General features: G+C 71.0%; 11 protein-coding genes. All 11 read right to left on the bottom strand.

Translation table 11 applies throughout. The annotated features are described in order from the left end of the window. Position 1: 1 nt before the first annotated feature. The 11 genes from tssE to ACSQ9I_RS03715 all read right to left on the bottom strand — a co-directional run bounded on the left by tssE (position 2) and on the right by ACSQ9I_RS03715 (position 15,162). Positions 2-517 (bottom strand): type VI secretion system baseplate subunit TssE, encoded by a 516-nt coding sequence (tssE, locus tag ACSQ9I_RS03765; RefSeq protein WP_093110766.1) that lies wholly within the window; start codon positions 515-517, stop codon positions 2-4. Beyond that, positions 510-1,313: a type VI secretion system accessory protein TagJ gene (locus ACSQ9I_RS03760; RefSeq protein WP_093110764.1), complete on the bottom strand. Its 804-nt coding sequence runs from the start codon at positions 1,311-1,313 to the stop codon at positions 510-512. The genes tssE and ACSQ9I_RS03760 overlap by 8 nt, the downstream gene beginning before the upstream one ends. An 8-nt stretch (positions 1,314-1,321) precedes the next feature. Next, positions 1,322-1,876, bottom strand: a complete 555-nt coding sequence (locus tag ACSQ9I_RS03755) for a hypothetical protein (protein ID WP_436312324.1) — start codon at positions 1,874-1,876, stop codon at positions 1,322-1,324. 9 nt (positions 1,877-1,885) lie between these two features. Continuing rightward, entirely contained in the window at positions 1,886-3,856 is a 1,971-nt protein-coding gene (locus tag ACSQ9I_RS03750; RefSeq protein WP_436312323.1) for a caspase family protein, read from the bottom strand. Beyond that, a complete protein-coding gene (locus ACSQ9I_RS03745; protein ID WP_436312322.1) occupies positions 3,853-4,944 on the bottom strand; it encodes a hypothetical protein in 1,092 nt (363 codons plus the stop codon). Before ACSQ9I_RS03745 ends, ACSQ9I_RS03750 begins: the two co-directional genes overlap by 4 nt. Positions 4,945-4,972: 28 nt before the next feature. Next, the gene (locus ACSQ9I_RS03740; protein ID WP_436312321.1) at positions 4,973-5,737 is read right to left on the bottom strand and encodes a hypothetical protein; all 765 of its coding nucleotides are present in this window, start codon (positions 5,735-5,737) and stop codon (positions 4,973-4,975) included. 240 nt (positions 5,738-5,977) lie between these two features. Continuing rightward, entirely contained in the window at positions 5,978-7,606 is a 1,629-nt protein-coding gene (gene mltA, locus ACSQ9I_RS03735) for a murein transglycosylase A (RefSeq protein WP_436312320.1), read from the bottom strand. A 54-nt stretch (positions 7,607-7,660) separates the two neighbouring features. Then, positions 7,661-9,535, bottom strand: a complete 1,875-nt coding sequence (locus tag ACSQ9I_RS03730; RefSeq protein WP_436312319.1) for a protein kinase domain-containing protein — start codon at positions 9,533-9,535, stop codon at positions 7,661-7,663. Between the two features lie 55 nt (positions 9,536-9,590). After that, positions 9,591-10,241 carry a type VI secretion system-associated protein TagF gene (gene tagF / locus ACSQ9I_RS03725; protein ID WP_436302724.1) on the bottom strand — a complete coding sequence of 217 codons (651 nt, stop codon included), beginning with the start codon at positions 10,239-10,241 and terminating at the stop codon, positions 9,591-9,593. Continuing rightward, positions 10,238-13,837, bottom strand: a complete 3,600-nt coding sequence (tssM, locus tag ACSQ9I_RS03720) for a type VI secretion system membrane subunit TssM (RefSeq protein WP_436312318.1) — start codon at positions 13,835-13,837, stop codon at positions 10,238-10,240. The genes tagF and tssM overlap by 4 nt, the downstream gene beginning before the upstream one ends. Beyond that, positions 13,834-15,162, bottom strand: a complete 1,329-nt coding sequence (locus ACSQ9I_RS03715; RefSeq protein ID WP_436312317.1) for a DotU family type VI secretion system protein — start codon at positions 15,160-15,162, stop codon at positions 13,834-13,836. The genes tssM and ACSQ9I_RS03715 overlap by 4 nt, the downstream gene beginning before the upstream one ends. Between the last annotated feature and the right edge of the window lie 24 nt (positions 15,163-15,186).

Here is a 15,186-nt window from a genome sequence, read left to right as displayed (position 1 = left end):
GCTACCGCTGAGGGCTTGTCATGTCCTCAATTTCGATCCGGCCCTCCTCCAGGTCGATTCGGCTGCGCATCAAAAACTCCAGCGGCACGGGCTGGGCCCAGAGCATGCCGCGGATCCGAAGGCCAATGCGGTTGTGGGAATCAAGTGCCGAGCCTTCCATGACGAGTTCAACTTCGAGTGTGCGAGGCAGGATGCGGGGCTCGAACTGCAGGATGGCGTTCTTCAGAGCCTGTTCCATGCTGACACGCTGAACGGAGGACGTGAACTGGCCGGACAGCATAGGCAATCCGTAGTTGAGCACCGAGCGCGCCGCATTCGGAAAACGCTTGTCGTCGAAGGCCAGGCCATGGCCGGTGGCATTGAAGAGCCAGCTCAGGTCGCGCAGCACGGCCTGGCGCAGCGCCTGCCGGGTCAGCGTGCGCTTGTCGTCGCTCTCGCGCTGCTCGCCGGGCGCATGGTCGACCAGGCGATCGAGCAGCGAGGGCTGCAAGCGTTCCTGTGCGGTGAGTTCAGGCATCGCCGGTCGAGAACAGGATCTCGCGCACGTCCATCAGCGCATGCTCGGCGCCATCGCTGCTGCTCAGCATGCGCTGGCCGAGCCCGGCCCAGACCTCGGGCTGCAGCTCGCGCCACTCGGTCTTGCGCGCGAGCTGCAGCGCGCCGTCGCCGCTCTTCTCGGTGCCTTCGTAGCGCACGGGCACCAGCGCCAGCGTCTCGCCGCCGTTCTCGAACTGCAGATGCGCCGGCAGCCACACGCAGTCGCGCAGGTCTTCGGGCGGATCGAGCTTCACGTGTGCCAGCCGGGCATAGGGAATCCAGTAGTAGCGGCCGTTCACGAAGGCCTCGAGCACCGGGCCCAGGCGCATGTCGGCGTCGGCCAGCCATTCGAAGGGCTTGCCGTCGAGCGTGCCCGGCGTGGCGGGCGCGGCGTCGAAGGCGCGCTCGCGCAGGTCTTCGGCGAGCTGCGCGTCGCCCGCACCCTGGCGCAGCAGCGATTCGATCAGGAGCGCCAGCCATTCGTCGGGCTGGCCGAAGACCATCGGCGTGCGCGTGCCGGCGAACACGTCGGCGCGCAGGCCCTCGCAGCGCACGGCCTCGCCGTAGACCTGCTTCATCGGAATGGCCATCGCATCGAGCTCGGCCGCGACGTTGAGCTGGTTGAGCGCACGCTCCCACTGGCCGAGCACGCACAGCAGCTGGGCCAGGAAGACGCGCAGCTTGCTGTCGGCGGGCTTGGCGCGCACTTCATCCGTCAGTGCCTTGAGCGCGGCCGCGGGGTCGGCGGCCTGGAGGAATTCGGCAGAGTTCGTCATGTCCGGCCTCACTTTTTGATGGTGCAAGTGCGTACGGCGCCGCGCAGGCCCGTCTCGCTCTGCGGCGCGGAGCGGATCTCGAGCCCCTGGTATTCGATCTGGATGATTTCGCGCGGCCGCGCCAACCTGACGGCGGTCAGCATCGTGTGGTTCAGCAGGCGCGCCTGGGTCAGCTCCAGCTCCAGGTGCGGCTGCAGGTCTTTGGAGGTATCGCCGCCGGCCTTGTACACCGAGATCACCACCTTCAGGTCGTTCACCTGGTCGCGCAGCAGGCTCGCGATCGAAGCGCTCGCGGCATCGCAATCGCGAACGACGAAGACCGCCGCTGCACGCAGCTGCCCCTTGGTGGAACCCGGCGGCGAGAACACGTCCAGCTGGTAGCGGAAGCCGCCGACCTCCAGGCGCGACTTGCCGTCCGCGAAGGGGCGCGTCGAATCGCCTTCGATCGCCTTGCCCTTGGATTCGAGCAGCATCCAGTAGTCGTCGCCCGCCTCTTCGGAGACCAGGTCGAGCAGGCGCAGGCCCTCGTCCGGGTCCACCGAGCCATCAGAAGTCCAGCCCATGTCGATCTCCTAGAAAAAAATCATCGCGGCAAAGACCTGCCGCTCTTTCGGTGCACCGAGTTGCCCGCGCACGCGCAGATCGGCCAGGGCCGGATCGACGCCCGCGCCGAACAGGCGCGGCGCGCTGTGCGGCGCGGCCGGCGTCGCCAGCACGAAGAGGCGCGCACCCGGGCCCGCCAGCCAGGGCAGTTCGAAGTGCTTGGCCGCCGGCAGCTCGCGCGTGCCGCGTTCGAAACGGTTGCTCGCGCCGGCGGCATCGGGGTACACCGGTCGCAGGCCGCCTTCCGGGTCGATGCCGACGATCACCATGTCGAGCGAAGTCCCGCCGGTATTGCGCACGCGCAGCACGCGTCGCTCGCCCGCGAGCAGCGGGCCCGGCGTGGCGCTGCGGGCGAGGGGCTCGCTGCGCAGCATGCGGTCGGCACGCCAGGTTTCCAGCGCGGCCTCGAAGCCGTCGAGGCGCGCGCCGCCGGCCAGCCGGTTCAGCTCGCCGAGCCACTTGAGACGCGCGAAGCCCTGCAGCCGCTCGCGCAAGGCTGCGGGGTCGGCCGCGACCTGGCCCGTGCCGGTTCCGAGCGCGGGCGAGAGCAGCTCCAGCCGATGGCCGGCGGGGCCGAGATCGGTCCAGCGCAGATCGGCTTCGCTCCCATCCTCGCCCGCGCGCGCCAGGCGAATGGAGGCGGGGTAGTCGAAGCTCAGTCCCGCGGGCAAGGGCTTGTCGGCGCGCACGCGCAACGCGAAGGCGGCCGGCTCGGCCAGCGGCGTCACGCTCCACAGCGCGCTGCCCGGCACATCGCGCAGCGCGGCCGGCACCGGCAGCTGCGCGCCGGCCGGATCGAGTTGCGCCAGCACAGCGGCCGCGCTGCGCCGGGTGCCGTCTTCCAGGCTCGCGAGCACGCGCAGCTCCTGCCGCGGCACCAGCCCGTCGAGCTGGCCGGCCTGGATCGCGAGGTTCGCGCCGCTGCGCTGCGCACGCCACACCGGACGCGTGCCGAGCGGCTGAGGGCTGTTGGCGAACAGCGGCGCATCGAGATTGCCCTCGGCCACCGGCGATGGCAGCTCGCGTTGCGGGAAGCGCGCTTCGAGTTCGGAGATCACCGGCGGGTAGAGCGCAAGCACGACGTCGAAGAGCTCGCGCCAGGTCGCGGGCCGGCGCTGCAGCGCCTCGGCCACGGCCCAGGTCAGCAGGCCCTGCGGCTGCGCGTCGCGGCCCTTGCGCGGCAGCCGCAGCTCGGGCGTGACCTGGTGGCTTTCGGATGCGAAGAAGGCCACGTAGCGTGCTCGAGGCACGGCCGGGGCCGCGGGTGCCGTTGGTGCGGCGGCGGAGGCGCCGGCAGCGCCTTGCGCGAGCAGGTCGGCGCGGATGCCGCGAAAGCGCACCTCGTCGTCCGGCGGACCCACAACAACCTCGGCGCTCGCGGGCGCGCGGCCGCGCGTCATCGAGGCGGCCGAGCAGGTGTCGAACACCGACCACACGAACACGTTGCGCGCCAGGAAAGCCTGCACCCAGCCGTCGAAATCGACGTCGCGCAGGCCGCCCGGCAGCGCGCCGCTGCCGCTCACCGCGCCGCGCACATCGCGCGCGAGGAAGTTCTCGGCCAAGCCGTCCGGCTCCTGGTAGCGCTTGCTCGCATCGCGCCAACGCGTGCCGTGGCCCGAGAAATAGAGCAGCACGAAGTCGCCGCTTTGCGACTGCTCCAGCAGTCGCCCCAGCGCCTCGTGGATGCGCTGCGCCTCGGGCAGCGCGGCGCCGCTCACGCCGTCGGCCACGACCGTGATGTCGGTGGCCGCGAAGCCCTGCTTCAGCAGGGCCTCGCGCATCAGCATCACGTCGTTGCGCGGCGCCTGCAGCCACAGCGACGCAGGCTGGTTGACCAGTTCCGACACGCCCACCAGCAAGGCGCGCTGCGCCGCACCCGCGCAGGTGGCTGCGGCCAGCATGGCCAGCAGCAGCACGGTGCGCAGGCGGCGCCTCGTCACGGCGGCCCCACCGATTCGACCAGCGGCGAACCCGCCAGCATGGCGCGGCCCTGCGCCGCATCGGCCAGGAAGCGCAGGCGCCAGCGGCCCTCGGCATCCGGTCCGCCCACCAGCTCTGCGCCGGCCGAGCGCAGCAGCGCGTTCGCATCGTCCATGCCGACGCCGGCCTTCCAGCGCAGGCTCAGCTCGGCCGGCGCGGCGGAAGTGACGGGGCCCTGCACCGAACGGAACCGGACCTCGTCGTCTCCGGCCCCGGGCCGCATCAGGGTCGCGTTCTGCACCACGACCACCAGTGCCAGCAGCGCCAGCGCGGGCCGCACCACCCGGTCGGCGCCGAACCAGGCCTTCACACGCGACCACCAGCCCTCCCCGGCCGGCGCCGCGACGGACAGGCTGCCCGGCTTCGGCGTGGCCTGCAGCGGCGTGGCGAGCCGGGCGGCGGCTTCGAGGTAGAGGCTCTGGTAGTCGGCACGCGGATCGGCCACGCCCAGCGGCGTGCCCGAGAGCACGGAGAACACGCCGCCGGCCGTGCGCAGCGCGATGCGGCCGGGCTCGGGCTCGATGGCCAGCGGCTGCTGCACGGCCCATTCGTCGTGCACCGCACGGATGGCGGCCAGCCGCGTGGCCGACACCTCGCCGAGCACGCGGGCGCAGAGCTGCGGCGTCCGTTCGAGCGTGAGCACGTTCCAGGTCTGGATCAGACCGAACATCGGCTCGAAGGGTTCGTCGCCGGGCTCGAGCAGCACGTCGTAGGCGCTGGCCCAGTCGGCTTCGCTGGCGGCCATCCAGCCGCGCCACAGCGTGCCGTGCAGGCACTTGTCGAGCAGCACGCCGAGCAGCCGGCCTTCGTGCAGCACGCTCACCAGGCGGCCCGGCGCCCAGCGGGCCGGAAAGGCGCGCTGGGCCACGGCCTCGCGGCGGCGGGCGAGCTCGGTCAAGGGCAGCAGAAGGGTCTCGTCGGATTGGCGGGCCGGGATCGCGGCGGGCTCGGCCAGCGTTGCCGCGCCTTCGCCCGCAGGGGCGAGATCGCCGCCGCGTCCCAGGGTGCCGCGGATGAGGCTGAGCGGGGGCCAGAGATCGATGGGCATGGTGCGTGTTCCTGAAAGTCTTATGTCTTCAGGCATAAGACGCTTCAGCGCCCAGGATTTTGAAAACCTGCAGGATCGCGCCCATGTTGCCGGCCTCGATCGCGATGCCCAGGGTCTGCGTGATCCACTGGCCCAGCGTGGTGCGCGCATAGTCAGCCGGCAGGCCTTCGCGCTTGTGCACGAGGCCGAGCCGGCCGGCGCGGTAGTGGTAGGAGGCGATGGCGTGGCGCGAGGCCACGCCCGACAGCCCGCCCGCCGCCTCGCGGCCGAAGCCTTCGCACAAAAGGATGCGCTCGGGCTCGGGCAGACCCGCGATGAAGGCGCGCGCCGCGGCATGCACCGACGGCGCGTTGAGGCCGTGCTCGGCCAGTTCGTCTTGCGCGTTGTCGGCCGCGCCAACCTGCGCCTCGAGCTGGCTCTCGGTGATCTGGTCGCCGATCGAGAGCTTGCGGCGGAAGGCGCTCGCGCGCGTGCAGTCGATCAGGTAGCGCCGGAAGTAGGCACACAGCGCGAAGGCGCTCGACGGCGCGCTGTGGCTCGCGGCCTCGCCGCGCGCGGCATCGTCCGCTTCGTCCGGATCGGCATCGAGCCGCAGCACCTTGACGTAGATGAACTGCGCCACCAGTTCCTGACGGCCCTCGCCGAGCACGCGCAGCTCGGGCGGGTTGCAGCTGCGCAGCGCGCCGCCGACGATGCGGTACATCTCGCCCATCTCGTCGGGGGACAGCGTCTGCCTGCGCCGCCAGAGGCGGACGAGTTCGACGCTTTGCTCCGAAGACAGGGTCTCTTGCATGGTGTGTTTCGCGACTACGGTGTCTTTGCCCGTTGGGCTGTCCGCCCGGTATGCGGCGGCTGCGTGCGCTTCGAAGGCCCGGCGCCCTCACACACGCCCACTCCCGGAGGGAGAGGGAGTAAGACCTGCGCGTGACGCGTTCTGCCTTGTTCCCTCTCCCTCCGGGAGAGGGCTAGGGTGAGGGGTCGGCCGACACTGGGCATACCGCCCGCCGACGCGCCCATCAGCCTTGCGGCGTTCCTAGTCATCGACGCACGCGCCTTCTTCAGGCACAAGGCATTGCGGCAAGTCAGCACCGACCGCCGCCCCACGCGTGCGAATGGTCGAGGTCGCGGCCGCCGCCACCGCGAGGCCGCGCGGCAGCAGGATCCACAGCTGGCCGCGCTCCTTCATGCGCCGGGCCTGGGTCGCGGCCTGCTGGCCGTTGCCGAAGAAATAGTCGGCCCGCACCGCGCCGCGGATCGCGCCGCCGGTGTCCTGCGCGATGGTGAGGCGCTGCATCGGCGTGCCGGTGCCGGGCGCGCGCGTGGAGACGAAGACCGGATAGCCCAGCGGCGTGCTGCGCGGATCGACTGCGATCGAGCGGCCGGCCGACAGCGGCACGCCGAAGGCACCGACCGGCCCGCCGCCGCTGCCCGGCGACTCCTTGAAGAACACATAGCTCGGGTCCTTGATGCCGGTGCCGATCACCGGCCCGGCCACGCGCCGCCCCGGCACCATGACCGCGCCGCTGTTGACGGGACGCGCGAGCGTGAAGCCGCGGGTGCGGATCACCGAGGTGTCGTTGCTGTCCTCGTCGTCATCGCCGTCGTCGAGTTCGAGCTCGATCGCGCCGCCGCGCACCTTGACGGGACTGCGCGTCTTGCCCGAGGAGGACTGCGCCAGCGTCGGCCGGAAGGGCTGGCCGTTCTGTTCGGCATAGGCGACGCGGATCACGTCGCCGTTGGGCAGCCGGATTCGGCCCGAGCCCTGGATCTGCATCTCGTAGAGCGCGGTGGCGCTGTTCACGAAGGCCAGCACGCGCGCGTTGGGCGCGCCCTTGGTCTCGATCTCTTCGCGCGTGTAGTAGGGCAGCAGGCGCCTGCCCTCGATGCGCAGGCGTACCTTGCGGTCCAGCGTGTCGCGCGTGATGGCCGAGAGGTCGAGCGCATAGAGGCCCGGCGCGCCCATGTCGCGCGTGCTGAGGCCGCTCTGCACCACCACGTTGCGGCCTTCGACGCGCGCCGCCACCGTGCCGCTGCCGGCCGGCAGCTTGCGCGCATCGGCGAACAGCATGTCTTCGGGCTGGCCGTACACCGGATAGATGAAGGGCGGCGCGTACTGCCGGCTGCCGGTGATCTCGGGCTCGAAGTAACCGGTGACCACGCCGTCGGGCCGGCGGTCGTCGTCGCGGATCTGGTAGGCCGAGAACTCGCGCTCGAAGAAGCCGCGGATGGCCGGATTGCTCTTGTCGTCGACGGCGCGCGCGCGATCGCAGACCTGCCGCCATTCGGTGCCGCGGCCGGTCAGCACCTTGCAGCTGCCGAGGAAGGCAGGCCAGCTTTCGGCGAAATCGTCGCGGCCCCAGCCCGGCACGGCGTCGAAGCCCACCGAGGTGTAGGTGGCGAGCTGGGTCGAGAAGGTGCGCGACTGGCCGGCCACGCTGGCGCCGGCGCTGGTCGAAGCCGGGCGCGAGGCGGAGGGCGCGGGCGTGACCTGCGCAGCCGCGGCTGCCGCGGGCGCGACGGCGGGGGCACTGGCCGTGGCCGGTGTGGAGCTTGTGGAGCTGACCCCCGGCATCGTGCCGCAGGCCGCCAGCGCGGCCATCGCGACGGCGGCGGCACCCCAGCGGGCGGGTGAAGCGAAGGGCAGTGAGGAAGGCTTGTTCATGAAGAACTCCTGGTCTGGGGGGCGGGGCCTGACGGGCCGCTGCCCCACAGACGATTACTTCTCGGTGATTTTGAAAAACGCGCTGCCATAGACGTCGTTGCACGGTGTGTTGGGCGCGCACACCGGCTTGCCCGCGAGCGGCGGCGGCCCGCTGCCGCGCGCGGCCTCGAGCGCTGCCAGCACGGGCAGCGGGAACTGTGGGAACACGCCGTCGTTCTGGATGCCCGAGGCGCTGAAGTCGCGCTCGTGCTCACTGACCAGCACCGCGAACTGGTTGATGCCGGCCGGCCCACCCGCGTCCATCGGCCACGAAGCGCGCGGCAGCGACAACGCAGCACCGGCGCCGATCTTGTTGTACTTGTCGAGCAGGTTCGGGAACAGCAGGAACAGCTCGCCGCCGCTGGACAGCAGGTAGACGTAGACGAAGCCTTCGCGCTTGCTGCGCACTTCGAAGCCCAGCCTGTCCTTGCCGATCGCGACCTCGGCCTTGCGCGGGTTCGCCGTCACCTCGAAGCCCGGCGCGACGCCTTCGGCCAGCGACTGCAATGACTCGCCCGGCGTGCGCACCTTGGGTGGTGGCGGGGGCGGTGGAGGTGGAGGCGCCGGCGTCTGCGCGACTTCGGTGGACGGCGGCGGCGCTGCGCCGGCCGGCGTCGTGTCGGCCGGCTTGCCCTGGAACCACCACCATCCGCCCGCGGCGGCAATGACGGCCACGGAGGCCACGGCGGCGATGGCCGCGCCCTTGCCCTTGGGAGCCGGCGCGGGCGCGGGTGCCGCAGGACTCGCGCTGCCGGTACGTCCACCCGGTGCCGCCGCGGGTGCCGGCGCCGGCGCACGGATCACCGTCCGGTCGCCATCCAGACCCAGCGCCGCACGCAGCGCTTCCATCGACTGCGGCCTCGATTCGGGCCGCACGCCCAGGCCGGCATCGATGGCCGCGAGCAGCCCGGGGCTGTAGCGCTGTAGCAGCGCCTCGTTGCCTGCCAGCGGCACATAGCTGTCGGCCAGGAGGCGCGCGACCGAGGGCGGCGGCGCGCGGCCGCAGACGGCCACGTGCATCACGGCCGCGAGCGCATAGACATCGGTCCACGCGCCCTGCGACATGTCGGGCATCTCGGCGTACTGCTCGATCGGCGCGTAGCCGGGCTTGAGGATGACCGTGATCGCCTGCGTCTTGTCGGTGATCACGCGCCGCGCGGCGCCGAAGTCCAGCACCACGGGACGGCCCGAGCCTTCGAGCAGGATGATGTTATCGGGCGCGATGTCGCGGTGGTAGCAGTGGGCGTGGTGCATCACCGCGAGCGCCTGCGTCACGCCGTCCATGATGCGCATCAGCCAGGCTTCGTCGACGCCTCCCGTCATGGCAGCCAGCGCCTGGCGCAGCGTGTCGCCGCGGTAGAAGGGCATCACCATGTAGGTGGTGCCGCGCTCCTGCCAGAAGCGGTAGACCTTGAGCAGCGAGGGATGGTCGAACTGGGCCAGGAGGCGCGCCTCGTTGATGAAGCTGCGCATGCCGAGCTCGAAGGTCTCGCGGTGCCGCTCCGACAGCGGCGCGACCGTGCCGTCCAGCTGGCGCGTCGAGAGCGAGGTCGGCAGGTATTCCTTGATCGCGACCACGCGTTCGAGCGTCGGGTCCCAGGCCTCGTAGACGACGCCGAAGCCGCCCTGCCCGACGATGCGCGTGACCTCGAATTCGGCGAGCCGGCTGCCCACCGGCAGCAACCCGGCCTCGGCGTTGCTCGGCGCCTTCTCGGCGCGCGTGATGCCGGCCACGGTGGGCATCTCGCTCGCCGGCAGCGCGGCGCCGCCGGAGATGACGGTCGCGCCCTCGTCCGGCGTGGGCGCAGCAGGCCGGCCGGTGACGACCTGCGTGCGGTCGTCGCCTTCTTGCGGCGGTGTGCCTGGCGGCCGGTCGTCGTCGGGGCTCATTGGCTAAGCTCCGTGCTACGCACTGCGGTATTCGCCTTGGGAGCGGCCCGGCGGCTCATGCTGCCCCCCCTTCCTGCGCCGCGGCATCGGGTCCAAAGCCGAACAGCGCATCGAACTGGTCATCCTGCGGCAGGCCCTGGCTGGTCATGCCCGGGCCTCGCTCGGCCACCGGATCGGTGAACCACAGCGAGTGGCGCGCCACCGGCAGCGCCAGCGACGGCCCGTCGCCCTCGCCCGCCTCGGCCGTAAAGCCCGCAAACAATTCCTGCAGGCGCGCATCGAAGCGCTGCGCATCGAGATCGTGCTCCAGCCCTTCGAGCGCGGCCTGCGCGGCCAGCGTCCACCAGTGCTGCGTGCGCGCCAGCACAGCGCCATGCAGCTCGGGGCGCGAGGACACCAGCTCGGCTGCGATTGTGAAGGGAAAGTAGCGCCCCACGCCGTCGACCGAGGGCATCATCACGCCGAGCCAGCCGCCGGCGCCGATCACGCCCTCGCCGAGCACGAAGCACCAGAGCGGCGCCTGGAGATAGCGCTCGGTCCAGTCTTCGCGCCGCGCGCGCAGCCGCGTGAGCCCATGCTGCAGCCAGCGGTCCCAGGCGTTGCGGAAGGGCTCGGGCAGACGGCGGCTCGCAAAGTCGCCCATGCCGGGCAGCTTGCCAAACCAGCCCGGCGCCATGTTCGAGGCGGCATCCTGTTGCGAATTCACAAGCCCTCCGGACACGCGAACTCCCGCAGCTCGCGCAAGCGGATCGGATGCTGCACGCTGTTGGTCGTCACCTCGAAGCGCGTTTTGCGGGCACCGATCTGGAAGGTGATGAAGAATTTCTCGGGCGCGTCGCCGGCTTCGAGCTGGCCGTCGTCGAGCACGCGGAACAGGGCCCACGGCCCGTCGACCGCCATGCCCGAGCTGCCGCTGGTCGATGGCGGGCTGACCTGCACGCGCACCTGGTTGCTGCCCTTGGGGCCGGGCCATTGCACCGCCATCGGCACCACCGGGCCGTGCGCGTATTTCACGAGCTGGCCGTCGACGTCGAGGATGAACTGCGTGATGCCGGCATCCATCTCGACCGGCTTAAAGTCCAGCCGCATAGCGGGCGTGCGGCCGGCGGCGCGGAAGAAGATGTCCTTGATGCGCGCCGCGCGCTCGAACTGCGCGATCGCCTGCGCCGTGATCGCGCCCTGCTCCGCCACCGGCTTGTAGCGCCAGGGCCGCGTGCTGGTGTCGACCAGCGCAGCCAGCCGCTTCTGGAAGAAGTCGTCCATCAGGCCGCCGGGACCGAACATCTGGCCGAAGTCCTCGGGCAGCACGTCGCGCTTGCTGCTGGTGACGAAGGGATAGCGCCCGGCGATCGCGCGGGTGCAGAACTCCGTCACCGGACGCAGGTCCTGGCTCAGGCTGCCGCGCTCGGCCACGCGCGCCTGCGTGGCGCCGGCCTGGCTCAGGTTCTCGACCATGGTGCGCACCGGTTCCGGCAAGCGCCCGGCATCGGACTTGAGCTTGCCGGCCACGTCGCCGGGCGGCGGCGAGCTGCGGCTCTTGACCGCGGTGTCGACTGCGTTGAGGTAGACGTAGACCTCGTTGAAGAGCTTGAGCGCATCGTCGATCGGCGCCGGCCCGTTCGGCGTGGGCGAGGTGACGAGGCGGCGCAGCGGCTCGAAGCGGTCGTCGACGATGCTCTCGATGCGCCTGGGCGCGGCCGCCGGCTTGCTGGGGTCGCCGCCGAACAGGTCTTCCAGGCCCTTGCGCGTGTTGCGCACGGTCTCGGTGGCCTTGCTCACCACGTCCCTGCTGGTCTCGGCCGGCGTCAGCGTGGTCTCCTTGACCACCGCGCGCAGGAAGCTGGCGAGCGGCGAGCCGGTGCCCGAGAGGATGCGCGCGGTCTCGATGTTCTTCTCCAGGCCGGTGGCGCGCACCAGGCGCACATCGGACAGGAGCGCCTCCCACACCTTGACGTATTCCTCGAGGTAGAGCCGGCGCACGCGGTCGGTCAGCGCGCCGAGCGCGGCGGCGTCACGCAGGCGGTCGGCCGTGCCGCGCTCCTGGCCGAGCACCCACGGGTCCTCGTTGGCGAGCAGGCCGGTGAGCACCGTGACCTCGTTCTGGAAGCGCTTGTGGTAGCCGTCGTAGGTGAACATGCCCGGCACGCCGTCGGCGAGCGGCTTGCCGCTGATGCGCTCGAACACCAGCGGGCCCGCGGGGCCGGCGGCGGTCGCGACGCTGAAGGGCGGGATGTCCTTGCCGAGGCGCTGGCGCTTCAAGCGGCTGAACACGCGCTGCTCCAGCGGATAGCTCGCGAGCACCGCGCGCACGTTGCGCACCAGGTTCTCGTCCATCTTGAGCGGCGAGCGCGGCGGGCCCTGCGCGATCAGCACGTCCAGCTGGTCCTCGAGCAGCTTGCGCTGTTCTTCGGGAATGCCGCGGTCGAGGCTGCGCGCCCAGTCGAGCGTGATCCAGGCCTTGAGCGCATCGGCATCGAAACGCTCGGGCTGGTGCAGCATCAGGTAGGTCTTGAGCGCCTCGTAGCTGAACTCGAGGTTGTCCTTCTGCGCGGTGCGCAGCTGGTCCTCGATGCGCTTGGCGAGCTGCGGCAGGAAGGCCTCGTTGAGCGCGCGCTGGTGCGCCAGCATCGCGGCGGCATCGAGCTTGTCGCCCTGGTAGAGGCCGAGCGTCATCGACAGCGGCTCCTCGCCTTCGCGGTTCTCGGGCGCCTTCCAGATGTTGCGCAGCGCCTGCAGCACCGGCGCGACCTCGACCAGGTTCGACACGCGCGAAGGCAGCGCTGCCAGCGTCTGCCGCGCCGGCTCGACGCGCGCCTCGACGGCCTTCAGGTAGTTCATGTTCTGCCAGGTGCTGTAGCCCCAGCCCGCGAGCAGGGCGACGGTGATCAGCGTCATCGCGGCCACGCCGGCCAGACGCAGCGTGTTGCGGCGGCGTTCGAGCTTGACGTCGGCGCCGGCGAGGCGCTGCTCGGGAAACACCACGTCGCGCAGCAGCGAGGTGAGGAAGTAGCTGCGCCCGCTGCTCTTCTGCGGCGGGAGCATGGCGCGTTCGAGCCCGAAGCTGCGCGCGAGGCTGCCCATCACGCGGTCGATCGGGCTGCCTTCCTGTGTGCCGCTGGTGAAGTAGACGCCGCGCACCCACGGCGGCTGCGCGAAGCGCGAGCCGGTGAAGACCTGCTCGAGCAGGTCGGACAACAGCGGCCCGATGGAGCCGAACTGCGCCGGAAAGCCGAAGATCGCGGCGCGCCGCGTGCCGTCGGTCTCGCGCTGCATGCGCTGGATCAAGGCGTCGTTGACGCGATCGTGCAGCAAGCCGAACTCGCGCTGGAAGGCGGTGGCGAGCCCCTTCTCGTCGACCTGCGCGCCCTCCTCGGCCGGCAGCGTAAAACCGAAGACCTGCGCGCGCTGCTCCTTGCCCAGATCGGCGAAGTATTCGCTGAAGCCGTAGAGCAGGTCGCTCTTGGTCACGAACACGTAGACGGGCAGGCGCGTCGTGAGCTTGGCGTCGAGCTCCAGCAGCCGCGCGCGGATCGAGGCCGCGAGCGTGCTGCGCGCCTCGGTGCCCTGGCTCAGCAGGTCGGCCACGCTGACGGTGAGGAACACGCCGTTGAGCGGGCGCCGCGGCCGCACTTTCTTGAGCAGGCCGAGGAAGCCTTCCCATGCGCTCTTGTCTTCCGTCTGGTGACTGTCTTGCGTGGTGTAGCGGCCGGCGGTGTCGATCAGCACCGCGTCGTCGGTGAACCACCAGTCGCAGTTGCGCGTGCCGCCGACGCCGCGGATGGCGCCGGGGCCGAACTTGTCGGCCAGAGGGAACGAGAGGCCGGAGTTGATCAGCGCCGTGGTCTTGCCGGCGCCGGGCGCGCCGATGAACACGTACCACGGCAGGTCGTAGAGGTAGCTGCCGCCCGAGAGCGAGAGCCAGTCACGCCAGCCGGGCTTCTTGCCGGCCGCGTGCAGGCGCATCTGCTTCAAGGTGGCCACGGCCTCGGTGAAGCGCGTGTTGAGCACCTTCTGCTCGCCGTTGTCGGCGGCCGCCGCGGGCTGCGCGGTGGGCGCCTTCATGAGGCCGTCGGTCAGATGCTGGCTGGCCTTGCGCGTGCGCCAGCGGCGGTAGACGGCGCGCAGCACCACCAGCAGCACGATGATGCCGATCAACACCGCGCGCGCGAGTTCGCTTTCGAGCGGGGCCAGCGCGCCGATCTTGATCAGCGGGCCGATCCACCAGATCAGCAGCGCGACGACGACCAGCGCCAGCGCGGTCAACAGGAGGGGATGGAAGAGCCATCCGAAGAGCTTTTTCATCGCTTCGCTCCCGCGAGTTCGGCGGCCACCTGGTCCGGCGGGCTCAGGAGCACGATGTCGACGCGGCGGTTGCGCGCGCGGTTGGCCGGCGTGTCGTTGGCCGCGACCGGCTCCGCATCGGCCTTGCCGTCGGCGCGCATGCGGGCCGGCTCGATGAAGCTGGAGAGCGCGCCCTTCACCGCATCGGCGCGCGCGGCCGAGAGATGCCAGTTGGACGGATAGCGCATCGAGCGGATCGGCTGGTTGTCGGAATGGCCGGTGATCAGCACCTCGCCCTTGACCTCGGCCAGCGCTTCGCCGATGCGCTTCAGCACCGGCAGCGACTGCGCCATCGGGTCCGCGCTGCCGGAGCCGAAGAAGCTGTCGCCGCGCAGCCGCACGGTGCTGCGGTCGGCCTCGTCGGTGACGGTGACCAGGCCCTGCTTGATCTCGGGCTCGAGGAACTTCGCGAGCCGCGGCGACTTGGCCAGGATGGCGGGCGGCGCGATCTGCAAGTTGGGCACGCGCAGGCTGGAGACCGCCGCGTAGGTGGTGTCGGAGCGGTGGTTGAGCGTGAGCCGCAGGCCGAACCATGCGAGCGCCAGCAAGAGCGCGAAGCCGGCCGCGAACACCCACATCGGCAGCGACTCGCGCAAGCGCGCCGAGCCTGTGCCTTGTCCGCGCCAGTGCGGCGAGAGCTCGGCTTCGACCGGCGGGCGGTCCTTGGCGATCAGGTCGACCAGGCGCTGGCGCACGGTGTCGAGCTGCGCGCGGCCGTTGTCGATCACGCGGTAGCGGCCTTCGAAGCCGAGCGCGAGCACGCTGTAGATCAACTCGAGCAGTTGCCGATGCGTGGGCACGTCCTGCGCGAGCTTGGCCAGGAGCTGGAAGATCTTTTCGCCGCCCCAGGTCTCGTTGTGGAACTGCACCAGGAGGCTCTGCTTGTTCCAGCCGCCCTGCACGCCCCAGGGCGTGTTGGCCACTGCCTCGTCGAGTGCGGTGCACAGGATGTAGCGCGCGGCCAGCACCGTTTCGTTGGAGATGCCGGCGCGGCGCGCGGCGGCGTCGAACTGGTTCACCGCATCGGCCGTCGATGCCCGTAGCGACTGCACGTTGGGCGCTTGCGCCAGATTGCGCAGCTTGCCTATCAGCACCAGCAGCTTCGCCGCGGCCGACACCAGCGGATTGAGCAAGCCCAGCTCGCCCACTTCGGCCGGCAGCGGATCGGCGCCACCGCCCATCGACGTGGGCGGCACGGCCGGCGTGTTGCCCCCAGGCGCGCGCGGCTTGGGCTTGATGACCGTGCGCTCCGACTCGAAGGCGGCGAAGGGGTCCGGGGTTGTCATGGTGGTGCTCCGGCAGGGGCGCGG

The sequence above is a fragment of the Variovorax sp. LjRoot84 genome (assembly GCF_964254305.1).
GTDB lineage: Bacteria > Pseudomonadota > Gammaproteobacteria > Burkholderiales > Burkholderiaceae_C > Variovorax.
Note: the sequence above shows the minus strand (reverse complement) of the source record. Positions and strands in the feature narration are given on the sequence as shown.

What these genes read in the sequence shown, in the direction of transcription:
- tssE (WP_093110766.1), bottom strand. Translation starts at nt 517, where the DNA reads ATGCCTGAACTCACCGCACAGGAACGCTTGCAGCCCTCGCTGCTCGAT.
- ACSQ9I_RS03760 (WP_093110764.1), bottom strand. Translation starts at nt 1,313, where the DNA reads ATGACGAACTCTGCCGAATTCCTCCAGGCCGCCGACCCCGCGGCCGCG.
- ACSQ9I_RS03755 (WP_436312324.1), bottom strand. Translation starts at nt 1,876, where the DNA reads ATGGGCTGGACTTCTGATGGCTCGGTGGACCCGGACGAGGGCCTGCGC.
- ACSQ9I_RS03745 (WP_436312322.1), bottom strand. Translation starts at nt 4,944, where the DNA reads ATGCCCATCGATCTCTGGCCCCCGCTCAGCCTCATCCGCGGCACCCTG.
- ACSQ9I_RS03740 (WP_436312321.1), bottom strand. Translation starts at nt 5,737, where the DNA reads ATGCAAGAGACCCTGTCTTCGGAGCAAAGCGTCGAACTCGTCCGCCTC.
- mltA (WP_436312320.1), bottom strand. Translation starts at nt 7,606, where the DNA reads ATGAACAAGCCTTCCTCACTGCCCTTCGCTTCACCCGCCCGCTGGGGT.
- ACSQ9I_RS03730 (WP_436312319.1), bottom strand. Translation starts at nt 9,535, where the DNA reads ATGAGCCCCGACGACGACCGGCCGCCAGGCACACCGCCGCAAGAAGGC.
- tssM (WP_436312318.1), bottom strand. Translation starts at nt 13,837, where the DNA reads ATGAAAAAGCTCTTCGGATGGCTCTTCCATCCCCTCCTGTTGACCGCG.
- ACSQ9I_RS03715 (WP_436312317.1), bottom strand. Translation starts at nt 15,162, where the DNA reads ATGACAACCCCGGACCCCTTCGCCGCCTTCGAGTCGGAGCGCACGGTC.